The organism is Rhodococcus sp. ACT016 (genome assembly GCF_050477185.1).
In the GTDB taxonomy this organism is placed as follows: Bacteria; Actinomycetota; Actinomycetes; order Mycobacteriales; family Mycobacteriaceae; genus Prescottella.
Map to the genome: position 1 here is coordinate 1023514 of NZ_JBEAET010000001.1, position 21143 is coordinate 1044656.

Sequence of the window (21143 nt, forward strand, 5' to 3'; positions counted from 1 at the left end):
GAGGCAGCCTCACACCTCGGCGAGAAGCAGCCGTGTCACCGCGATTCCGCCACGTGACTTCCGGCGACGACGGGGACCAGACGGTAGTGCAGGCGGACGGCCGTGGCGCCCCAGATCTTCAGGACGTGGTCGGTCCGGGCGACCCCTTCGTCGTCGACGTAGAGGTGGAACTCCTCGTGGACCGGCACGCGGGCGGCATATGTCCGGCCGCCGTCGACGACCGTGACGTACGCGCCGTCGTCGCCGAAACCACCCGGCGGTGACGACAGCGTCATCGACCCGTCGGGGCCGTTGGTCGGCCGGAGGTACACCTGCACGTTGCCCTGTTCGAGGGGGAAGCTGACGTGGACGCTCGGCTGATCGTGGCCGGGGAGCCTGCCGACGCGGTAGTAGCCACTGAACATGTAGTCGCCCGTCCGCCGGAGGGTCCGGAGCCAGGCGGACCCGGCGTGGGCGCCGTCCGGGCCGACGATCCTCACGATCTCGCTGTCCACCCCGTGCGCCACCGCCAGCGCGTCGACGGGCAGCGCAAGTTGTTGCAGCCGTTTGCCGTACAGCGATTCGATCAGTGCCCCCGGTCCCGCGAATCCGCGCGACCACCGGGTCCACGCGTCCATCCGCCACGACGAGGTCTGCTCGTAGAACCCCCGGATGGAGGGATGCACGGCGACCGGGTCGAAACCGGGGCCGGCCAGAGCCTCCATGCTCGGGAGTAGTCCGGTCCCGGACTCCGCGTCGCGAACGAGCCTGCCGCCGACACGCTCGGCCTCGGCCGGGAGCCAGCGATCGGCGACGGCGCCGCGCCCGGACGTCGGCGCGGCCAACCACGCGTCCTCACCCTCGGGATCGACACGTCGGCCGACCGTTCGCCACCACAGTCGCGTTCCGCGATCGAACATCGGCCAGCTGTTGGTTCTCCCCATGGATCGACACTGTCACATCGAGGTCGATCGGAGGACGACGGCGCTCCGACTCAGCGCGATCCGACCCTCGCGGGCCGCCGCGCGGCCCTGGTCTTCGTCGCCGTTTCGGCTGGCTGTCGGAGTCGCCCGTCGAGCAGGTGTACCAGTCCGACGACGACACCCACGACGAGTCCCCACAGCGCCGACACCAGGAGTCCCAGCGCCAGGGCGAGTACGTACGTGCCCAGCCCCTGGTGGGTTTCGAAGCTCAGGAACACGATCCGCACCAGATTGCCGGCCGCGACGCCGAGCACCGTGGCGAACAGGCCGGCCAGGAAAGGACGTTGTCGGTGGGGCAGCAGTCGTGTCCACACCACCGCGACCATCACGATCGCGGCCAAGACGTCGACGAACCAAAACGCCCACGTGGTGTCGCCGAGCGGGAACAGGCGCAGCGGGGGAATCCCGAACGGCAGGCCGATCGCGCTGGGGATCAGCAGCTCTGGATTGAACGTGAGGATCCGTCCGGTGATCGACCACGTGCCGAACAGCGCCGACGCGAGCAGGACGGTGAGCGTCGCCGGCCACGGTCCCGCCGCGATCCGCCGGACCAGCGCCCTTGCCGAAAACGCCCCGTGGTCGTCAGACATGACGCAACATTAGCCCACCGAACCGGACAATCGTCCAGGTTTGACGCGGATGTGAGAGTTGGTGGAGCGGTGGGGCGTTCGAGGATGCTGGTGGCGGCCGCCGTCGGCGCGCTGATTCTCGCCGGCGGCATCGGCGCCGTGCTGCGCGCCGACCCGGCGCCGTCCCGCGCCTTCCTCACGGACGACACCGGACGGGCGCTGGTGCTCAACGGGTTCAACACCGCGTCGAGCGCGAAGAGCACCCCGGACGGCACGCCGACGTTCACCGAGGCCGAACTCGACCGCGAGCACACCGACATGGGGACCAACTTCGTCCGGTTCCTCATCTCGTGGCGGTCGGTGGAGCCCGAGCCCGGTGTCTACAGCCAGGAGTACCTCGACCGGGTCGCCGAACGTGTCGGCTGGTACGCCGAGCGGGGCTACAGCGTCATGCTCGACATGCACCAGGACCTGTACTCGAGCGCCATCACGCCGAGCGGCCAGAGCGGCAACGGTGCGCCCGCGTGGGCGACGTACCTCGACGGACTTCCGGTCGGGGACAACGACATGTGGGAGATGTACTACCTCGAGCCGGGCGTGATGCGGGCGTTCGACAACTTCTGGAACACCACCGGCGCCCACCCCGAGCTGACCGACCACTACGCAAACGCGTGGCGCGCGGTGGCGGAGCGCTTCGCCGGCAATCCCGCCGTGGTCGCGTACGACCTGATGAACGAGCCGTACGGCGGCACCCTCCAGGGCCCGGCGTTCGAGGCCGGACCGCTGACCGCGCTGTACCAGAAGACGTCCGACGCCATCCGCACCGTCGATCAGGACACGTGGGTCTGCGTGGCACCGCAGGCGATGGGGACCAACTGGGGCACGCCCAGCGGCCTGCGTCCGATCGACGACGCCCGCGACGGGGAACAGCGGATCGCATACTGCCCGCACATCTATCCGCTCCCCATGGACCTGGGCGGTGGCTACACCGGCAGCTCGCGCGCACAGGTCGATGCCACCATCGACGCGTGGAGCGGCAACACCCTGCGCACCGCGGCCGCTCTGGGGAACGCGCCGATCATCCTGGGGGAGTTCGGGCTCGACACGACGCTGCCTGGTGCGCTCGACTACGTCGACCGGATCTACGACACCGCGCACGAGATGGGCGCGGGCGTCTCCTACTGGTCGAGGGACCCCGGCCCGTGGGGACCCTACGCCGAGGACGGCACCGAACGGAATCTCGTAGCGGCGCTCGACAAGCCGTACCCTCGGGCGATCGCGGGGTCGCCGCTGGGCTGGTCGGCCGACGCCGACCGGCTCGAATTCTCCTATGTGCCGAACCTGTCGATCACCGCCCCGACCGAGGTGTACCTGCCCGCGCGCACCTTCCCGAACGGCGCGAGCGTCGACGGTGCGCACGTCGCCGACTGGACCCCCGATACCCGCATCCTCACCCTCCGCGCCCCGGACACCAGGCAACCGGCCACGGTCACCATCACGCCGCGGCCGTGAGGCTCACGCGTCGGGCCGCGGCGCGAACTCCCGTCGCAGCATGTCGCCGCAGTCGTCGAGTGCCGGGGCGGGGATAGTCGCGCCGAGCGAATCCCATGTCCCGAACTTGAGCGGGGTGCCGGGGACGTCGAAACCGCCCACGTTCTTGATCATGCCGCGCAGCGCGATCTGATCGAGCTTGCGGGTGTCGTCGACATCGAGGACGATTCCCGCCGGGACGCCGACCTCGATCAACCGCCCACGCCACGCCTCGCCGGTGTCGGTGCGCAGCACGTCCTCCATCGTCGTCTTCAGCTCCGCGTGGTTGGTGCACCGGTCGACGTTGGTGGCGAACCGCTCGTCCGACGGCAGATGCGTGAGCCCCATTGCGCCGCACATCAGTTCGAAGAGGTGGTCGTTGCCGACCGCGATCGCGATGGTACGGTCGCTGCACTCGAACGTATCGAACGGGTACATGAACGGATGCCGGTTGCCCAGCCGGGTCGGCCGCACCCGCGGGCCGAGCGCGTCCATCAGCCCGTGCTCCATCAGCGCGAAGGTGCTGTCGAGCATCGCGATGTCGACGGTGGTGCCGCGGCCGGTGCGTTCGCGGGCCACGAGGGCGGTGACGATGCCGCAGTAGCCCATGATTCCGGCGACGATGTCCGAGACCGACGTGCCCACCCGGGTCGGGGGACCGTCGGGCCAACCGGTGGCGTCCATGATCCCCGACAGCGCCTGGATCACCGTGTCGTACGCCGATTCCTGGTGCATCGGCCCGTACTGGCCGAACCCGGAGATGGAGCACACGATCAGTCGGGGGTGCTCGGCGAGGAGGTCGTCCGGGGCCAGGCCGAGTCCCGCCATCACACCCGGCCGGAAGTTCTCGACCACGACGTCGGCGTGCTTGATCATCGAGCGCGTCAACGCCATGTCGTCGGGGTCCCTCAGGTTCAGCGCGATGCTCTCCTTGCCGATGTTCGCCAGCCGGTAGTACTCGGAGCTGCCGTCGTCGGCGAACGGCCCCATCTGCCGAGTGTCGTCGCCCGTGCCGGGACGTTCGATCTTGATGACGCGGGCACCGGCGTCGGCGAGCATCCGGGTGCACGTCGGGCCGGCCAGCACGTGGGTGAAGTCGACGACCGTGATTCCCTCGAGCGCTTGCGGTTTGGTGGGGTCGAGGTGGCCGCCGGGGTCATGTTCGGTCACGATTCCTCCTCGTGCGCCGGGCGATTGAGCTTCTGCAGATGGCCGCTCTCGGTGCCGACGGCGGGGTCGATGGTGCAGTCGATCAGCGCCGGACCGGCGGTGGTGAGCGCGGAACGAAGCGCGGCGGCGACCTCGTCGGGCGTCTCGGCGTGGTAGCCGACGCCGCCGAATGCCTCGATCAGCGTGTCGTAGCGGCTCGAGTGCAGCAGGACCGTCGGTGCCGGATCCGCCGAGTGCGCGTTGACCTCGTCGCCCCGGTAGACGCCGCCGTTGTTGAACACGACCACGACGACCGGCAGGTGGTACCGGCAGATCGTCTCGATCTCCATGCCGCTGAACCCGAATGCGCTGTCGCCCTCGATCGCGACCACCCGGTGGCCCGTCTCGACGGCTGCGGCGATCGCATACCCGAGACCCACGCCCATCGCTCCCCACGTTCCGACGTCCAGGCGGTGGCGGGGGTAGTGGATGGGAATGATGTTGCGCGCGTTGTCGAGAGTGTTGGCGCCTTCGCTGACGACGACCGTGTCGCGATGCTCGTCGAGAACGTCCCGCACGGCGCGCAGCGCGACCGCGAAGCTCATCGGGTGGTCCTCGCGGTGCAGTTGCTCCTCCATCTTCGCGGTGTTCGCCCGCCTCGTCGCCGCGATCTCGTCCAGCCAGTCGCGGGACGGTGAGATCCGGCCCGGGCGCAGCGCCGCGAGCAGGGCGGCCGTCGACGACCCGATGTCGCCGAGGACCGGGGCCGCGATCGGCCGGTTGCTGTCGAACTCCGATGCACAGATGTCGAGTTGGACGAACCGTGCGTCCGGGGACCAACGCGGCACCCGACCGTGGTCGAGCAGCCAGTTCAAGCGCGCGCCGATCAGGACCACGACATCGGCGCTGCCGAGCGCCAGCGAACGCGCCGCCGCCGCGGACTGCGGATGGCCATCCGGTAGAAGACCTTTCGCCATCGACATCGGTAGGAATGGGGCCTTCGTCTCCTCCACGAAGTTGCGAACGACCCTGTCGGCGCGAGCGTACGCAGCTCCCTTGCCGAGCACGATCAGCGGGCGTTGCGCGCCCTCCAACAGGGCGACGGCCCGCTCGACGGCCGCCGGTGCCGGGATCTGGCGTGGGGCCGGGTCGACGATCGGTGGTCGCGGCGTGGGCGGCGCGGAGCCGGCCAGGACCCGGGCGGGGAGATCGAGGTACACGCCGCCGGGACGGCCGGACACCGCCGCACGGATCGCCCGCCCGACACCGACACCGATCAGGTCGGGGGAGTCGACGCGGTACGCCGCCTTCGCGAACGGGCGGGCGGCGGCGAGCTGATCCAGCTCCTCGTAGTCGCCCTGCTCGAGGTCGACGACGGAGCGGTCGCTGGACCCGCTGATCTGGATCATCGGGAAGCAGTCGGTGGTCGCGGTCGCGAGGGCGACGAGCCCGTTGAGGAAGCCCGGCGCGGAGACCGTCAGGCAGATGCCGGGGCGTCCGGTGAGATAGCCGGCGGCCGCGGCGGCGTGCCCGGCCGCCTGCTCGTTGCGGAAGCCGAGGAAACGGATGCCGCGGGCCTGGGCGATTCGGGCGAGATCGGTGACCGGGATTCCGACGACCCCATAGATCGTCGAGATCCCGTTGGCCGCGAGCGCATGGACGACGAGTTCGTTCCCGTCGACGGATTCGGGCTCGGTCATGTGCGCACCCCGGACGGCTGGACTCCGCCCCGTGGGCGGCGGTCTTCCCCGAGTATCCCCCGCGTAGCGGCGGCGAGTGACCCTGTCGGGCATGCCGGACCGGATCGTCCGGCATGTCCTGTCACGGCGTCCGGGAACGCCCGGCCGGTCCGACCGGGCGTTCCCAGGGGGTCGGCGTCAGCCCTTCGCGGCGCTGATCCCGGCCCGGCGGCCGAAGAAGCTGCCGTCGCCGAGCGAGGTGCCGGACGCGTAGCCCCACGCGCACACACCGGCGGTGCAACGACCCGCGGCGAACAGACCCGGGATCGGGTCACCCGAGACGTGCAGCACCTCCGAGTCGACGTTGGTGCGCAGGCCGCCGAGCGTGAAGCCCGCGGTGAAGTTGCGCAGATCCAGTGCCGCGACCGGCGATCCGATCGGCTTGACCCATTCGGGCTTCTTGCCCAGTACCGGGTCCTGCCCGTTCGCGGCGTGCTTGTTGTAGACCTCGACGGTGGCCTGCAGGGTTCCCTCGGCCAGGCCCATCTCGGATTCGAGTTCCTCGACCGTCTCGGCCACCCACTTGGGCTGGAACCGGAAGAACGGCGTTGACGTCGGTGTCGTCTTCGCCTCCTCGTAAGCGTCCTCGTCGATGATCAGGTAGGCCTGATTGTCGTTGTGCAGCAACGTGAGCTGGCCGATGCGGCCGGGATAGGTGTCCTCGTTGACGTAGCGCTGACCGCGCCCGTTGACGAGGATGCCGCGGACCATCATCTGCGGGTCGCCGAAGAACGCGACCTCGGTGGCGTCCATGTGGGCCAGGTCGGCGCCGAGCGCCTGCGCCATGCGGATCGCGCGGCCGTCGTGCTCCTCGATCGCGGCGCCGGGGCGCCCGATCAGGCGCGGCGCGAACGCCTCCACCATCTCTTTGTTGTAGGCGAAGCTGCCGGTGGCCAGCACGACGCCCTTGCGTGCCCGGATGGTGACGTCCTTGCCGTACTGCTTGGCCTGCACACCCACCACGCGCCCGGTGGCGTCGGTGATCAGCGTCTGCACGCGCATGTCGTACTGCGCCTGCACGCCCAACTTCTCGGCGGTCTCGACCAGCGGCTTCATCAGCATGTAGCCGCCGCCCTTCTCGCCGACCTTCTTGTCGGTCATCTGCGGGATGTGTCCGCGCGGGGCCGGGGTCGCGATCGCGTTGAACGGCGCCGAGTTCTCGCCGCCCGAGTACATGAGGCCGTCGTCGAACGGCGTCTCCCAGCCCGGGTGGCCGTAGAAGCTCTCCTTGAACGGCACGCCGCACTCCACCAGCCAGTTGTAGTGGTCGACGCTGCCCTCGCAGTAATCGGTGATCTTCGCTTCGTCGGTGCCGGGACCGAGGGCCGCCATCATGAACGTCTTCATGTTCTCGGGGGTGTCGTCGAAGCCGAGCGCCTTCTGCAGCGGGGTGCCGCCGCCCATGTAGATGAACCCACCCGCCAGCGAGGCCGCGCCACCCCAACCGCCGGTCCGTTCGAGGACCAGCACCTCGGCACCCGCGCGGGCCGCCTCGATCGCGGCAGACACACCGGCGATGCCGTAGCCGGCGATCACGACATCGGCTTCATAGTTCCAGGTGTCGATGCTCTCGGCGGACAGGGGGCGAACGGGGGTGGCCCCGGACATCGACGACTCAGACATGGAGGTGGATCCTTTCGACGTGCACAGTAGGTAGAACGTGTTCTATTAAGCAGTATCCGCTCATCGGGCGGGCGCCGCGCCCGAATCGGGCGGACTACTCGGATCGATGCTTCTCCGCCGCCCGCGCCGCCTTGCGTCGATCGGCCTTGACCGAGATCAGCGCGTTGTTGAGTCCCGTGCCCCGCGGCCAGCCGACGTAGTGGCACAGGAAGATCGCGGCCTCCTCGATCTGCTGTTCGGTCAACTCCTCGTTGTGCAGGGCCGCGTTGATCTGGATCTTCGCGACGTCGGTCTGCCCCTGCGCCGCGATCGCTCCGAGCAGCAGCAGGCGTCGGTCACGCAGGCTCAGACCGGGTCGCGTCCAGATGTCGGCGAACAGATGGTCCGCGGTGACGGCGAAGAAGTCGCCGGGCACGTCCGCCGGCATTTCCCACCCGTACACCTGGTTCATCATCGCGACGCCACGCGCGCGTCGTTCCGATGCGGCGGCGTCGCCGTTCTGGTCGGTCATGCGTTCTCCTTCTGGTGGGTGGCGTGATCGGCAACGGTTCCGGTGCCGACGCCGAGTCCCGGGCCGAGGCCGGTCAATGCCCGGGTGGCGAGGGGGAGATCGACGTCGAACCGCTCGCCCAGTCCGAGGGCCAGCGCGAGGTCCTTCTCCCCGAGATTGCGTACATGGGAGAGGATCGAGAACCAGGGATCGTCGTCCGCGACCGGTGCGGTTGTGTCGCGGAGCATGATCGCGCCGGCACCGCCGGTGATCGCGTCGGTGTGCCGGACGACCTTGCCCAGTTTGCGGATATCGATGCCGGCGGCCTCGGCGAGCCGCCCTGCCTCGCACGCGGCGGTGAACGATACGAAGTGAAGCAGGTTGCGCGCCAGCTTCATCCGCGTGCCCGCGCCCACCGGCCCCGCGTGGATCACCAGTTCGGCGAAGTATCCGAACGGTTCGCGCACGGCCTCGAACGCCTCGTCACTGCCACCGACCATCACGGCCAGCCGTCCCTGCTGCGCGCCGGGTGCCCCGCCGCTGACGGGCGCGTCGATCAGGTCGACGCCCTTGGCCCGGCAGGTTGCGGCGAGTTCGGTCGCGGTCGTGTCGCTGATCGTCGAGTGCACCGCGATCACCGTGCCCGGCCGGGCCGTGGACAGGATCCCGTCCGGTCCGGCGACGACGTCGCGGACCTGGGCGTCGTCGAGCACGGTCACCGAGATCACCGTCGCGCGGTCCGCGACCTGCGCCGGCGTCGCGACCGCCGTCGCTCCCGCCGTCGTGAACGGCTCGACGGCCTCGGGACGGGCGTCGCACACGACCAGCGTGCCGGGACGCTCGAGCAGGCGGGTGGCCATCGGTGCACCCATGTTGCCCAGCCCGATGTAGCCGACCGGGACGGACGCCGCGCTGTCCTCGCTCACGACCGGATCACCTGCCCACCGTCCACGTTGAAGATCTGCCCGGTGATCCAGCTCGCCTCGTCCGACAGCAGGAACAGGCACATGCCCACGAGATCCTCGGGGGTTCCCATGCGCTGCAGCGGGATCCGCTTGACCATGTCCGAGACGATGTTGCCGGGGGTGACCGTGCGGGTGGCCTCGGTGTCGATCGGTCCCGGCGCGATGGCGTTGATCCGGATCTTGGACCAGCCCAGCTCGAACGCGAGTTGCTGGGTGAGACCGTTGATCCCGACCTTCGCCAGTCCGTAGAAGTTCGAGTACACCCAGGCGGCCGTGGACGACTGGTTGACGATCGAGCCGCCGGCGGCGCGCATGTGTGGGACCACGGCGCGGCACACGTTCAGCGCGCCGTCCATGTTCACGCTCATGAACTTCTTGTAGTAGTCCCACGGGACCGTGAGCAGCGAGTCGAGCTTCATGCCGCCGTAGATCGCCGCGTTGTTCACCAGGTGCTCCACGCTGCGGAACCGCTCGATCGTGAACGCGGCCAGCTCGAGCGCCGAATCCGGGTCGGCCACATCGACTTCCTTGAAAGCCGCCGAGCCGCCGTCGGAGACGATCTGCTTGGCCACGGTCTGGCCGAGTTCGCGGTTGAGGTCGGCCACCACCACGTTGGCGCCCTCGGCCGCCAGTGCCCGCGCGTACGCCTCGCCGATGCCCTGGGCGGCGCCGGTGACGATGGCGGTGCGTCCGTCGAAACGTCCCATCTACCTACTCCTTCTCTATCGGTCTGTCAGGCCTGTGCGGACTGGGTCGGATCAAGCCTCAGCAGGCTGCGCGACGAGCTTGGTCTCCAAGTACTCCTCGAAGCCGGCGACACCCATCTCCCGGCCGATGCCGGACTGCTTGTAGCCGCCGAACGGGGCATCGGCGGCGTACCAGACGCCGCCGTTGACGGCGAGCGTGCCGGTTCGGACGCCGTCGACCACCTTGCGGACCCGCTCGGGGTCGGTGCCCCATACCGACCCCGACAGGCCGTACGGCGAGTCGTTGGCGATACGGATCGCGTCGTCGTCGCCGTCGTGGGGGAGGATCACCAGGACCGGGCCGAAGATCTCTTCCTGCGCCACGCGGGACGAGTTGTCCAGGCCCGAGATCAGGGTCGGCTCGACGAAGAAGCCGCGCTCGTGTTCGGCGGGGCGCCCGCCGCCGACGACGACGGTCCCGCCCTCCTCGACCGCGAGCTTCAGGTAGCTCTCGACACGGGCGCGCTGTCGGGCGGAGATCAGTGGGCCGCAGACGGTTCCGCGTTCGGTCGGGTTGCCGGGGCGGATGCCCTTCATGGTGCGGGCCGTGGCCGCGACGGCCTCGTCGTAGCGCTCGCGGGGGACGAGCAGGCGCGTGGTGATCGCGCATCCCTGGCCGGCGTGGGTGCAGACGGTGAACGCCGCGATCGCACAGCCGGCGGCGAGGTCGGCGTCGTCGAGGACGATGAACGCCGACTTGCCGCCCAGTTCCAGGAACACCTTCTTGAGCGACTCCGATGCCGCGACCATGACGGCCTTGCCGGTCGCGGTGGACCCAGTGAACGAGATCAGGTCGACGCGCGGATCGCGGGCGAGCTGGGCGCCGAGCTGGTGGTCAGTGGAGGTGACGATGTTGACCACACCCTCAGGGATGTCGGTCTCCTCGGCGATGACCTTGCCCACCAGTGCCGCGCACCACGGGGTGTCGGGCGCGGGCTTGAGGACGACCGTGTTCCCGGCGGCCAACGCGGGGCCGAGCTTGGCGAAGTTGATCTGGTGGGGGAAGTTCCACGGCGTGATCGCCCCGACCACGCCCACCGCCTCCTTGAGGATCCGTCGCCGCGTCTTGATTCCCATCGGTGCAGCGACGCCGAGATCGGTTTCCCACGAATAGGATTCGGCGAGATCGGCGAAGTAGCCGAGGTCGGCGATCGGTCCTTCGAGCTGGGGGCCGGCAGTGAGCATCGCGGGCGCGCCGACCTCCGCGATCGTGATCTCGCGCAGCTCGTCGATGTGGGACTGCAGGGCGTCGCGGAGTTGACGCAGGCAACGGGCCCGGAATCGGTGGTCGCGCGACCACGTCGTGTCGTCGAACGCCCGGCGCGCGGCCGCGATCGCGGCGTCCATGTCCGCCGCCGTGCCCTCGGCGGCGTGGCCGATGACGTCCTCGGTGGCCGGATCGACCACCTCGAACACGCCTCCCGAGCCGGGGGTGAGCTTGCCGTCGATCAGGAGCGCGGAACTGTCGGTCGGTCGAAGCGTCATTGCGCAGAACCCTTTCTGGCTGGACAGGTGTCTGGACTATAGTACGAACAAATGTTGATGGCAATGATGTTCTGGCGTAATGATTTTCGACGTCGGTTCTCGACAGGAGCCGAGAAATGTGTCTACTGTTGTCGCCGCGGCCCGGCCGAATTGGTATGGATCGGGCGCGGAGGATTTCGCTCGCCGTCTCGTCGGTATTCACCACGTCCGAGGTTGGGCGCATCGCGCCCCGTCGTTCGATCGCAGGGAGCAGGCCATGAAGAGAGTTGATTCCAAGGTTGTCCTCGTCACCGGTGCCGCGCGAGGTCAGGGTCGCAGTCACGCAATTCGGTTGGCCGAGGAGGGTGCCGACATCATCGCGTTCGATGTGTGTGCGGACATCGGCACCAACGAGTACCCCCTCGCCACCGAGTCGGACCTGGCCGACACCGCCAGGTTGGTCGAGAAGGCGGGCGGGCGTGCGGTGACCGCCCGGGTGGACGTGCGCGACCGCGCGGCACTGGAGGTGCGACTGGCCGACGCCGTCGCGCAGTTGGGCGGGCTGGACGTCGTGGTGGCGAATGCCGGCATCTGCCCGCTCGGCAAGCATTTACCGCCGCAGGCGTTCGTCGAGGCGTTCGACGTCGACTTCGTGGGGGTGGTCAACACCGTGCATGCGGCGATGCCCCACCTGCGGGCCGGTGCGTCGATCATCGCGATCGGGTCGGTCGCGGGCCTGGTGCCGCAGACCGGGTTCAACGGTCAGCAGGCGCTGCAGGGGCCCGGCGGTGACGGCTACGGGCTGGCCAAGAAGATGATCCAGGCGTACACGAGCTCCCTCGCGCTGACGCTCGGGCCCAGTTCGATCCGGGTCAACACGATCCACCCCACCAACTGCAACACCGACATGCTGCAGAGCCCACCGATGTACAAGACCTTCCGGCCGGACCTCGAGAACCCCACCGCCGAGGACGCCGCGGTCACCTTCCCGTTCATGCAGGCGATGCCGATCCCGTGGGTCGAACCGGAGGACATCTCGCACGCGGTGGTGTACCTCGCGTCCGACGAGTCCCGCTACGTCACCGGGCAGCAGTTGCGGGTGGACGCCGGTGCCGGCATGAAGATCGGATTGTAGCTGCAACTGGGTCGTTGACCAGCATGAACGGTTGTCGAGTCGCGCTAGCGGAGATGTCGAATGGGTCCCGCTGGACAGGAATCTGTAGTAATGTCCGGACACGTGTCTAGTATGAGTTTCGAGTCGACGCGGCGGCGTCTCACGCAGAAGCAGGCCGACACCGTCGACAGGTTGTGTGAGGCGGCGGTGGAGGTCCTGCGTGAGGAGGACTTCGCGGGACTGACCGTTCGTGCGGTCGCGTCGCGTGCGGGTGTCGGTCCGGCCACCGCGTATACCTACTTCTCGTCCAAGGAGCACCTCGTCGCCGAGGTGTTCTGGCGCAGGCTCTCGCAGTCGCCGCCGCCCGAGGCGGACGGACTCGACCGCACCGGTCGTGTCGTTGCGGTGCTCCGCGGCATCGCACTGCTGCTCGCCGACGAACCCGGACTGTCGGGTGCGGTCACCAACGCGCTTCTCGGCAGCGACCCGGACGTCGAGCACCTGCGACTGCGGATCGGAATCGAGATCCGCGGCCGACTCGCGGAGGCACTCGGTGAGCAGGCCGACCCCGAGGTCCTCGAAACCCTCGACCTCCTCTACGCCGGAGCGCTGCTGCGGGCCGGCATCGGATACGGCACCTATGAAGACCTGGCCGGAAGCCTGGAGCGTTCCGCCACAATGATTCTGGAGTGATTGCATGACCGAAGCACTGATCGATCCGGTGGTCTTCAATCCGTACGACTACGACTTCCACGAGGACCCGTATCCGACGTACACACGTCTGCGCAAAGAGTCTCCGCTGTACCACAATTCGGAGATCGGATTCTGGGCGCTGTCCCGACACTCCGACGTTCTGCGGGCATTCCGCGACCACACGCGACTGTCGAGCGCGAACGGGGTCTCGCTCGATCCGGCGGCGTACGGACCGCACGCCCACCTGGTGATGTCGTTCCTCGCCATGGACGATCCGCGGCACGCGCGGCTGCGGCAACTGGTCTCACGCGGCTTCACGCCGCGCCGCGTCGCCGAACTCGACGGACGGATCCTCGAACTCACGCGGCAGTACCTGGAGCCGGCGCTCGAGGTCGGCGAGTTCGACTGGGTCGGCGAGGTGGCGGGCAAGCTGCCGATGGACGTGATCTCCGAACTCATGGGAGTGCCGGACGCGGATCGCGTGGAACTGCGTCGGCTCGCCGACCTGGTGGTGCATCGCGAGGACGGTGTGCTCGACGTGCCGCAGGCGTCGGTCGAGGCGTCGATCAGTCTGATGACGTACTACAAGGACATGATCGAGCAGCGGCGTCGATCGCGCACCGAGGATCTCACCTCGGCACTGCTCGACGCCGAGATCGACGGCGACAAGCTGTCCGACCAGGAGATCCTCGGGTTCATGTTCCTGATGGTGGTCGCCGGCAACGAGACCACTACCAAGCTGCTCGGCAATGCCGCGTACTGGGGTGCGCGCAACCCGGATCAGGTGGCGCAGGTGCTGAACGACCCGGACCGGGTGCCGGATTGGGTCGAGGAGACGTTGCGCTTCGACACCTCGAGCCAGATCGTGGCCCGCACCACCGCGGTAGACCTCGAGTACTACGGGCAGACAGTTCCCGCCGGGGAGAAGATGCTGCTGCTGATCGGCTCCGCCAACCGGGACGAGTCCGTGTTCGAGGACGGTGACGAGTACCGGATCGGCCGGGACTCCACCAACAAACTCGTCAGCTTCGGTGGCGGCGTGCACTTCTGCCTGGGGGCACACCTCGCCCGCCTCGAGGCGAAGATCGCGCTCACCGAATTCGCCAAGCGGGTAACGCAATACGAGGTCGACGAGTCCGGAATCGAACGTGTCCATTCCACGAACGTGCGGGGTTTCGCGGCCCTGCCGATGAAGGTGCAGGTGCGCTGATGCCCCGTTTCGAACCCAACCCCACCCGCCGGCCGGCGCTGATCAGCGGCGCCTCGTCCGGGATCGGCGAGGCAACCGCGTACGCGCTCGCCGAGCTGGGCAATCCGGTCGCCCTCGGCGCACGCCGGGTCGCCGAGATCGAGGCGATCGCGGACAAGATCCGGAGCAATGGGGGAGAAGCCTTCGCGCACTTCCTCGACGTCACCGACGACGCGTCCGTGGACGCCTTCGTCACCGCTGCCGAGGACGCCCACGGCCCGGCGGAGATCGTGGTCTCCGGTGCCGGTGACCTCGAGTTCGGCGCCGCCGACCAGATGGACCCGGCACGCTTCGCGAAGCAGATCGACGTGCATCTCGTCGGCGCACAGCGCCTCGCGCACCGCGTTCTGCCAGGGATGCGGGAGCGGCGCCGCGGCGACTTCGTGCTGATCGGATCGGACTGCGCCGACCGGCAGCGTCCCATGATGGGCGCCTACGACGCTGCGAAGGCCGGCCTCGAGGCGATGGGCCGTCAGATGCGAATGGAACTCGAGGGCACCGGGATTCGCGCGTCGATCGTCCGGCCGGGGCCGACGTTCACGGGAATGGGCATGAACTCGACCCCGGAGATCCTCGCGCCCGTCGCCGAGATGTGGTCCAAGTGGGGCTTCGCCCGCCATGGTTACATGCTGCGCGCCTCCGACATGGCGAACGCGGTCCTGGCGGTCGTCAATGCGCCGCGCGGCGTCCACCTCGTCCTCATCGAGGTCCAGCCCGAGGCGCCGCTGGCGCCGCTTCCGAATTCCGAGGAGACGAAATGACCCTGCTCGATCCGCCGCGGGTATCCGGCGGCGACCACGAACACGGCCACCTCGAGGAACTGCGCACCGATCCGATCGCGCTGATGCGCCGGGTGCGCGACGAGTGCGGGGACGTCGGGGTGTTCCGGTTGGTCGACCGTGACGTCGTCATGCTGTCCGGCGCCGAGGCCAACGAGTTCTTCTTCCGCTCCACCGACGACGACCTCGACCAGCAGGCGGCGTATCCGTTCATGAAGCCGATCTTCGGCGAGGGCGTGGTGTTCGACGCCAGCCCCGAGCGGCGCTCCGAGATGCTCCACAACTCGGCCCTGCGCGGCGAACAGATGAAGGGCCACGCCACCAGGATTGGGATCGAGGTCGCGGACATGGTTGCCGGTTGGGGTGACGAGGGCGAGATCGACCTGCTCGACTTCTTCGCCGAGCTGACCATCTACACGTCCTCGGCGTGCCTGATCGGCAAGAAGTTCCGCGACGAGCTCGACGACCGGTTCGCCAAGCTCTACCACGAGCTCGAGCAGGGCACCGACGCGATCGCCTTCGTCGACCCGTACGCGCCCATCGAGAGCTTCCGCCGCCGTGACGCCGCCCGGGTCGCGCTGGTCGAACTGGTGCAGGAGATCATGAACGGGCGGATCGCCAACCCTCCTCAGGGCAAGGAGGATCGGGACATGCTCGACGTCCTGGTCTCGATCAGGGACGAGAGCGGCGAGCTGCGATTCAGCGCGGACGAGATCACCGGCATCTTCATCTCGATGATGTTCGCCGGCCACCACACCACCTCGGGAACCGCGGCGTGGTCACTGATCGAGTTGCTGCGCCACCCGGACACGATGGCGAGGGTCACCACCGAGCTCGACGAGCTGTACGCCGACGGTGCCGACATCAGCTTCCATGCGCTCCGGCAGATCCCGGTCCTGGAGGCGGTGATCAAGGAGACGCTGCGCCTGCACCCACCACTGATCATCCTGCTCCGCGTCGCCCGCGGCGACTTCGAGGTGGGCGGATACTCCATCCACGAGGGCAATCTCGTCGCCGCCACCCCGGCCATCTCGAACCGGATCGCGGAGGACTTCCCCGATCCGGACCGATTCGACCCCGGCCGGTACATCGACCCCAATCAGGAGGACATCGTCAACCGATGGACCTGGATCCCGTTCGGCGCCGGCCGCCATCGCTGCGTCGGGGCGGCCTTCGCGCAGATGCAGCTCAAGGCGATCTTCTCGATCCTGTTGCGTGACTACGAGTTCGAGATGGCGCAACCGTCCGACTCCTACCGCAACGACCACAGCAAGATGGTGGTGCAGCTGCAGCAGCCGTGCCGGGTGCGGTACCGCCGGCGGACCAGCCGTGCGGAGTCCGTCGGTGCGGCCGCGGCCGCGGCCGCGACGGCGTCGGGGTGCCCCGTCGCCCACACGAGCGAGGCGTGACCATGCGTGTCGAAGCCGACCTCGACCTGTGCCAGGGGCACGCCGTCTGCGAGATGGAGGCGCCCGACGTGTTCGCGGTCCCCAAGCGCGGCAAGGTGACCATCCTCGATCCCACCCCGCCCGAGGCGCTCCGCGCCGACGCCGAGAACGCCGTCCGCTACTGCCCGACGCAGGCGCTGCGGATCGCCGAAGACTGACGAGACACCGAACATCTCACGCGACAAGACTTTCGAAGGAGACGACAGCATGACCGGATTCGACCGTGCGGAGTTGGACGAGATGGTCCAGCGCTGGGTGGACGGCAACAAGAAGGCCGAGGCCGCCGGCGACTGGAAGCCGTTGGCGGACTTCTACACCGAGGACGCGACCTACGGGTGGAACTACGGCCCCAAGCAGGACTTCATGGCGGTGGGACGCGACGAGATCCGTGACGTCGCGCTCGGGCTCGAGATGCAGGGACTCGAGGGTTGGGAGTACCCCTACCAGGAGTTCGTCATCGACGAGCGCAGCGGCAACGTCATCGGGCTGTGGAAGCAGATCGCCGATACCAAGCGTCCCGACGGCACCAACTACTCGGTGTACGGCATCGGTGGCAGCTGGTTCCGCTACGGCGGCAACTTCCAGTGGTCGTGGCAGCGCGACTTCTTCGACTTCGGCAACGTCTCGGCACTGTTCATGGAGATGATCCAGAACAACGCGCTGTCGGCGGGGATGCAGGCGCGCATCCAGCGCTCGATCTCCGGTGAGAAGCTGCCGGGCTGGTACCCGGCCGGCCAGGCCCCGGTCCCGCTGTGGTGAGCACCGAGGCGCACCCGTCGCGGTCGTTCGCGGCGCTCTCGCGCGCCGACCTCGCCACGCTGGTTCCGGAACTGCTGCTGTGCGGGCAGCTCATCGACCGGTCCGGCATGGCCCACCTGATCGTCGAGTTCGGGCGGGAAGGGATGGCGCAGGTCGCGATCGAGGAGTGGCAGGCCGCGAGCCCGTGGTACACCCGCCGCATGCAGAAGGCGCTGCGGTACGAGGGCGACGACGTCGTGACGATCTTCAAGGGCCTGCAACTCGACATCGGCGCGCCGCCGCAGTTCATGGACTTCCGCTTTCGCGTCGACGACCTGCACCACGGGGAATTCTGGCTGGACCACTGCGGCGCGCTCATGGACGTCGAGCCGCTCGGCGACGAGTACGTGACCGCGATGTGCCACGACATCGAGGACCCCACCTTCGACGCCACCGCACTCGCCACCAACCCGCACGCCCAGGTGCGGCCGATCCACCGGCCGCCGCGCCGGCCCGCGGACCGCCATCCGCACTGCGCGTGGACGGTGATCATCGACGAGGGACACGTCCCCCCGACAATGCAGCCGCACACCGAACAGATCGGCCGAAGTTCGGCGTACGCAGTCGATCTCAGCCCGATCGACGTCGCCGGGGAGGGCCGTCACGACTATGCGGGCCCGCTGCTGTCGGACCTGAGGTTCCAGGACTTCTCGCAGTCCGCGTTGGTGCGGATCGCCGAGGAGGTGTGCCTGCAGCAGCACCTGTTGGCGCTCGGCTTCCTGATCGCGGTGCGCAAACGGGTGGACGAGGACAAGGCCGTCGAGATCACCCGCAAACAGCTCACCGGCATCGCCGGGGTGACCGCGCAGCGGATCCGGGACGCACTCGGCCTGCCCGACGATCTCGAGGGGCTGGCGACGGTGCTGACGCTGCACCCCCTGGTGAGCCCGAAACAGTATGTGGACAGCGACGTTCGATTCGACGGCAACCGGCTCGAACTGCGCCTCGGCCGAGGCGGCCTCGTGGACCACGACGGGGGGTGGCCGACGCTGATCGACGGCGAGCACCTCGAGCCGCTGCAGGCGTTGGTGCGAGGTGTGAACCCGCGCTTCACCGCCCGCGTCGTCGGTGAGGATCCCTCGGGCCTGGTCGTCGTGGTCGACACCGCCGACGGGCCCGCTCCCGAATGCCTCGAGGTGGCGATCACCAAGGTCAGCACCGGCGCAGCATTCGCTTTCGAAGACCGCGGAATTCCCTTGCCGCTCTACGTAGTCTGAGCGGCCGAACCCTCGACAAGGACATTTGCATGGCCTACACGTTCGCCGATCTCTTCGAGCACTCCGTGGACGCGATGCCCGACCGCCTCGCCATGATCGTCTCGGGTGAGGAGGTGACCTACCGTGAGCTCGACGAGCGGGCCAACCGCCTCGCGCACCACCTCGCACACGCCGGTTTCGGGGTGGGCGCCCACATCGGCATCCACATGCACAACGCTATCGAGACGATGGTCGCGATCATCGCCGCCTTCAAGATCCGCGCTGTCCCGCTCACCGTCAACTTCCGCTACACCTCCGACGAGTTGCGGTACCTCTACGACAACGCCGGCCTCGAGGCCCTGGTGTTCCATCGGGGCTTCGCGGACCGCGTCGCCGAGGTCCTGCCCGAGACGCCGCGGATCCGGCACCTGATCGCCGTTCCGGACGCGCTGGCGACCGGAGGCGAGATCGAGGTCCCGGGCGCGGTGACATACGAGCACGCCCTCGCCGGGGGCAGCCCGGAGCGGGGCTTCGCAGAGCGCAGCGCCGACGACCACTACATCTTCTACACCGGTGGCACCACCGGACGTCCGAAGGGCGTGGTCTGGCGGCACGAGGACATCTGGCGGGTGCTCGGCGGAGGACTGGACTTCTACACCGGCGAGCCCGTCACCGACGAGTTCCAGCAGTCCCGGGGCGGGGTGGCCGCGGGGGAGGCGATGCGCTGGATGATGCTGCCACCGTTGATCCACACGTCCGCGATGATGCCGACATTCACCGCGTTCTTCACCGGCAACACCGTGATCATGGAACCGAAGTTCGACGCCGCCCGAGTCTGGGAGGTGGTCGCCGACTACCGGCCACAGGTCATGGTCATCACCGGTGACGCGATGGGCCGGCCGCTCGTCGAGGCGTTCCGGGAGCAGGACCGCGACACCTCCAGCCTCGGCGTCGTCGCGTCCGGCGCCGCACTGTTCTCCGCCGCAGTCAAGGACGCCTTCTTCGAGGCGATGCCGAACCTGATGATCTCCGACTCGGTTGGATCCTCCGAAACCGGTTTCGGTGGAATCGGATTCGCAACCAAGGGCTTCGAGCAGCACGGCGGTCCCAAGGTCGGCGCCAACAAGTACTCCGTCGTCGTCGACGACGAGAATCGCATCCTGCCACCGGGATCCGGAGGCGAAGGCTGGCTGGCCAAGCTCGGCAACGTCCCGGTCTGCTACTACAACGACCCCGTCAAGTCCGCCGAGATCTTCCGAGTCGTCGACGGACAGCGTGCGGTGGTCACGGGTGACCGTGCGCGGATCGAGGACGACGGATCGATCACCCTGCTCGGACGCGGCAACATGGTCATCAACACCGGCGGCGAGAAGGTCTTCGCCGAGGAGGTCGAGGCCGTGGTCAAGGCGCACCCCGACATCTACGACGCGATCGTGATCGGTGTCCCCGACGAGCGCTGGGGCTTCCGAGTGGCCACCGTGATGCGGGTCCGGGACGGTGTCGATCCGGACTTCGAATCCATCGGCAAACACACCCGCAGCCAGCTCGCCGGCTACAAGATCCCACGGACGTTCTGGATCGCCGACGAGGTGATGCGGACACCGAGCGGCAAGCCCGACTTCGGGTGGGCCCAGGGGTATGCGGCGGCCAACGCGCACGCCTACCGGATCGACTAGGCCGCCTGCAACGATCGGAGGGGCAAGTTGAGCGAGAACGCTTTCGGTGATGGTGCGGTGATCATCACCGGATCGAGCCGGGGCATCGGTCGCGCCGTTGCCCACACGTTGTCCGCGGAGGGAGTGCCCGTCGTCGTCAACGGGCGCGATCGGGAGGTCGTCGACGCGACCGTCGGCGAGATCGTCAGCCGGGGCGGCGAGGCGGTGGGGGTGCCCGGATCCGCCGCGGACACCGGCGTCGCGCAGATGCTGTTGGACGCCGGGCTGGAATCGTTCGGGGACGTCGGTGCGCTCATCTGTTGTGCGGGAATCGCGGAGCCCGCCGGATCGTCGATCCTCGACGTCGCCGACGACGACTGGGAGGAACTGATCGACGCGCATCTGACGAGCACGTTCCGCGCGTGCCGCGTCGTCGCGCCGCACCTCGTCGATCGTGCCGCCGGAGCGATCGTCAACACGAGTTCCTACGCGTATCTCGGCTGTTACGGCGGAACCGGATACGCCGCGGCGAAAGGAGCCGTCAACAGCCTCACCCTCGCGATGGCCGCCGAACTCGCGGAGTTCGGGGTTCGCGCGAACGTCGTGGCTCCGGGTGCCCGCACCCGACTGTCATCGGGCGACGGGTATCTCGAGCAGATCGAGACCCTGCACCGGCGTGGACTGTTGAGCGACGCGATGTACCAAGGATCCCTCGATCCCGCGCCGGCCGAGTACGTCGCGCGGCTGTACGCGTACCTCGTCTCGGATTCGTCCCGGGGCGTTACCGGGCGGATCTTCGCCGGCTCGGGATGCTTCCTCGGCGAATTCGAGTACACGCACCCAAGCGTTCTCGCGTGGCGTGACCATGCCACGGAAGAGCCCTGGCGCATCGACGAGATCGCTCGATTCGTCACGGGCCCAGAGTGACGAACGCAGGGCCCGTCATCGACAGGGCCACCCGCCACCGGTGAATC

Annotated in this window: 20 protein-coding genes; 11 read left to right on the forward strand and 9 right to left on the reverse strand. The window is 68.4% G+C overall.

Annotated elements, in window-relative coordinates; genetic code table 11:
* Nucleotides 1-35: 35 nt before the first annotated feature.
* Together ACQ5DX_RS04900 and ACQ5DX_RS04905 are read right to left on the reverse strand one after the other, a co-directional pair.
* Nucleotides 36-923: a hypothetical protein gene (locus tag ACQ5DX_RS04900; RefSeq protein ID WP_430331552.1), complete on the reverse strand. Its 888-nt coding sequence runs from the start codon at nucleotides 921-923 to the stop codon at nucleotides 36-38.
* 50 nt (nucleotides 924-973) lie between these two features.
* Nucleotides 974-1552, reverse strand: coding sequence for a hypothetical protein (locus ACQ5DX_RS04905; protein ID WP_430331553.1), 579 nt, complete (start codon nucleotides 1550-1552; stop codon nucleotides 974-976).
* A 69-nt stretch (nucleotides 1553-1621) separates the two neighbouring features.
* On the opposite strand from ACQ5DX_RS04905, the gene ACQ5DX_RS04910 reads away from it, so the two are divergent.
* The gene (locus ACQ5DX_RS04910; protein ID WP_430331554.1) at nucleotides 1622-3043 is read left to right on the forward strand and encodes a cellulase family glycosylhydrolase; all 1422 of its coding nucleotides are present in this window, start codon (nucleotides 1622-1624) and stop codon (nucleotides 3041-3043) included.
* A 3-nt stretch (nucleotides 3044-3046) separates the two neighbouring features.
* Here the strand turns inward: ACQ5DX_RS04910 and ACQ5DX_RS04915 are convergent, their stop codons facing one another.
* The 7 genes from ACQ5DX_RS04915 to ACQ5DX_RS04945 all read right to left on the reverse strand — a co-directional run bounded on the left by ACQ5DX_RS04915 (nucleotide 3047) and on the right by ACQ5DX_RS04945 (nucleotide 11258).
* On the reverse strand, nucleotides 3047-4231 hold the full coding sequence (locus ACQ5DX_RS04915) for a CaiB/BaiF CoA transferase family protein (RefSeq protein ID WP_430331555.1): 1185 nt from the start codon (nucleotides 4229-4231) through the stop codon (nucleotides 3047-3049).
* Nucleotides 4228-5910: an oxalyl-CoA decarboxylase gene (gene oxc, locus ACQ5DX_RS04920; RefSeq protein WP_430331556.1), complete on the reverse strand. Its 1683-nt coding sequence runs from the start codon at nucleotides 5908-5910 to the stop codon at nucleotides 4228-4230. The genes ACQ5DX_RS04915 and oxc overlap by 4 nt, the downstream gene beginning before the upstream one ends.
* A gap of 177 nt (nucleotides 5911-6087) precedes the next feature.
* Entirely contained in the window at nucleotides 6088-7557 is a 1470-nt protein-coding gene (locus tag ACQ5DX_RS04925) for an FAD-dependent oxidoreductase (RefSeq protein WP_430335547.1), read from the reverse strand.
* A 109-nt stretch (nucleotides 7558-7666) separates the two neighbouring features.
* Entirely contained in the window at nucleotides 7667-8083 is a 417-nt protein-coding gene (locus ACQ5DX_RS04930) for a carboxymuconolactone decarboxylase family protein (protein WP_430331557.1), read from the reverse strand.
* The gene (locus ACQ5DX_RS04935; RefSeq protein WP_430331558.1) at nucleotides 8080-8988 is read right to left on the reverse strand and encodes an NAD(P)-dependent oxidoreductase; all 909 of its coding nucleotides are present in this window, start codon (nucleotides 8986-8988) and stop codon (nucleotides 8080-8082) included. Before ACQ5DX_RS04935 ends, ACQ5DX_RS04930 begins: the two co-directional genes overlap by 4 nt.
* On the reverse strand, nucleotides 8985-9734 hold the full coding sequence (locus tag ACQ5DX_RS04940) for an SDR family oxidoreductase (protein WP_430331559.1): 750 nt from the start codon (nucleotides 9732-9734) through the stop codon (nucleotides 8985-8987). The genes ACQ5DX_RS04935 and ACQ5DX_RS04940 overlap by 4 nt, the downstream gene beginning before the upstream one ends.
* 51 nt (nucleotides 9735-9785) lie before the next feature.
* Entirely contained in the window at nucleotides 9786-11258 is a 1473-nt protein-coding gene (locus tag ACQ5DX_RS04945; RefSeq protein ID WP_430331560.1) for an aldehyde dehydrogenase, read from the reverse strand.
* A 256-nt stretch (nucleotides 11259-11514) separates the two neighbouring features.
* Between ACQ5DX_RS04945 and ACQ5DX_RS04950 the strand changes: the two genes are divergently transcribed.
* From ACQ5DX_RS04950 to ACQ5DX_RS04995, 10 genes are all read left to right on the forward strand, one after another.
* Nucleotides 11515-12372, forward strand: coding sequence for a mycofactocin-coupled SDR family oxidoreductase (locus ACQ5DX_RS04950; protein WP_430331561.1), 858 nt, complete (start codon nucleotides 11515-11517; stop codon nucleotides 12370-12372).
* Between the two features lie 111 nt (nucleotides 12373-12483).
* Entirely contained in the window at nucleotides 12484-13044 is a 561-nt protein-coding gene (locus ACQ5DX_RS04955; RefSeq protein WP_430331562.1) for a TetR/AcrR family transcriptional regulator, read from the forward strand.
* A 4-nt stretch (nucleotides 13045-13048) separates the two neighbouring features.
* Nucleotides 13049-14254, forward strand: a complete 1206-nt coding sequence (locus ACQ5DX_RS04960) for a cytochrome P450 (RefSeq protein ID WP_430331563.1) — start codon at nucleotides 13049-13051, stop codon at nucleotides 14252-14254.
* A complete protein-coding gene (locus ACQ5DX_RS04965; protein WP_430331564.1) occupies nucleotides 14254-15054 on the forward strand; it encodes an SDR family oxidoreductase in 801 nt (266 codons plus the stop codon). The genes ACQ5DX_RS04960 and ACQ5DX_RS04965 overlap by 1 nt, the downstream gene beginning before the upstream one ends.
* Complete coding sequence (locus ACQ5DX_RS04970; RefSeq protein WP_430331565.1) at nucleotides 15051-16481, forward strand: cytochrome P450; 1431 nt, start codon at nucleotides 15051-15053, stop codon at nucleotides 16479-16481. The genes ACQ5DX_RS04965 and ACQ5DX_RS04970 overlap by 4 nt, the downstream gene beginning before the upstream one ends.
* A 2-nt stretch (nucleotides 16482-16483) precedes the next feature.
* Nucleotides 16484-16678 carry a ferredoxin gene (locus ACQ5DX_RS04975; RefSeq protein ID WP_430331566.1) on the forward strand — a complete coding sequence of 65 codons (195 nt, stop codon included), beginning with the start codon at nucleotides 16484-16486 and terminating at the stop codon, nucleotides 16676-16678.
* A 49-nt stretch (nucleotides 16679-16727) separates the two neighbouring features.
* Nucleotides 16728-17279 (forward strand): nuclear transport factor 2 family protein, encoded by a 552-nt coding sequence (locus ACQ5DX_RS04980; protein WP_430331567.1) that lies wholly within the window; start codon nucleotides 16728-16730, stop codon nucleotides 17277-17279.
* Entirely contained in the window at nucleotides 17273-18535 is a 1263-nt protein-coding gene (locus ACQ5DX_RS04985; RefSeq protein ID WP_430331568.1) for a hypothetical protein, read from the forward strand. Before ACQ5DX_RS04980 ends, ACQ5DX_RS04985 begins: the two co-directional genes overlap by 7 nt.
* Nucleotides 18536-18564: 29 nt before the next feature.
* Nucleotides 18565-20190: an acyl-CoA synthetase gene (locus ACQ5DX_RS04990; protein ID WP_430331569.1), complete on the forward strand. Its 1626-nt coding sequence runs from the start codon at nucleotides 18565-18567 to the stop codon at nucleotides 20188-20190.
* 27 nt (nucleotides 20191-20217) lie between these two features.
* Nucleotides 20218-21096, forward strand: coding sequence for an SDR family NAD(P)-dependent oxidoreductase (locus ACQ5DX_RS04995; RefSeq protein ID WP_430331570.1), 879 nt, complete (start codon nucleotides 20218-20220; stop codon nucleotides 21094-21096).
* The last annotated feature ends 47 nt before the right edge of the window (nucleotides 21097-21143 follow it).

Bases quoted from the DNA above. Each gene is read 5' to 3' on its own strand.
- ACQ5DX_RS04945 (WP_430331560.1), bottom strand. From the start codon at position 11,258: ATGACGCTTCGACCGACCGACAGTTCCGCGCTCCTGATCGACGGCAAG.
- ACQ5DX_RS04965 (WP_430331564.1), top strand. From the start codon at position 14,254: ATGCCCCGTTTCGAACCCAACCCCACCCGCCGGCCGGCGCTGATCAGC.
- ACQ5DX_RS04950 (WP_430331561.1), top strand. From the start codon at position 11,515: ATGAAGAGAGTTGATTCCAAGGTTGTCCTCGTCACCGGTGCCGCGCGA.
- ACQ5DX_RS04980 (WP_430331567.1), top strand. From the start codon at position 16,728: ATGACCGGATTCGACCGTGCGGAGTTGGACGAGATGGTCCAGCGCTGG.
- ACQ5DX_RS04925 (WP_430335547.1), bottom strand. From the start codon at position 7,557: ATGTCCGGGGCCACCCCCGTTCGCCCCCTGTCCGCCGAGAGCATCGAC.
- ACQ5DX_RS04955 (WP_430331562.1), top strand. From the start codon at position 12,484: ATGAGTTTCGAGTCGACGCGGCGGCGTCTCACGCAGAAGCAGGCCGAC.
- ACQ5DX_RS04970 (WP_430331565.1), top strand. From the start codon at position 15,051: ATGACCCTGCTCGATCCGCCGCGGGTATCCGGCGGCGACCACGAACAC.
- ACQ5DX_RS04990 (WP_430331569.1), top strand. From the start codon at position 18,565: ATGGCCTACACGTTCGCCGATCTCTTCGAGCACTCCGTGGACGCGATG.
- ACQ5DX_RS04930 (WP_430331557.1), bottom strand. From the start codon at position 8,083: ATGACCGACCAGAACGGCGACGCCGCCGCATCGGAACGACGCGCGCGT.
- ACQ5DX_RS04900 (WP_430331552.1), bottom strand. From the start codon at position 923: ATGGGGAGAACCAACAGCTGGCCGATGTTCGATCGCGGAACGCGACTG.
- ACQ5DX_RS04940 (WP_430331559.1), bottom strand. From the start codon at position 9,734: ATGGGACGTTTCGACGGACGCACCGCCATCGTCACCGGCGCCGCCCAG.
- oxc (WP_430331556.1), bottom strand. From the start codon at position 5,910: ATGACCGAGCCCGAATCCGTCGACGGGAACGAACTCGTCGTCCATGCG.
- ACQ5DX_RS04905 (WP_430331553.1), bottom strand. From the start codon at position 1,552: ATGTCTGACGACCACGGGGCGTTTTCGGCAAGGGCGCTGGTCCGGCGG.
- ACQ5DX_RS04975 (WP_430331566.1), top strand. From the start codon at position 16,484: ATGCGTGTCGAAGCCGACCTCGACCTGTGCCAGGGGCACGCCGTCTGC.
- ACQ5DX_RS04960 (WP_430331563.1), top strand. From the start codon at position 13,049: ATGACCGAAGCACTGATCGATCCGGTGGTCTTCAATCCGTACGACTAC.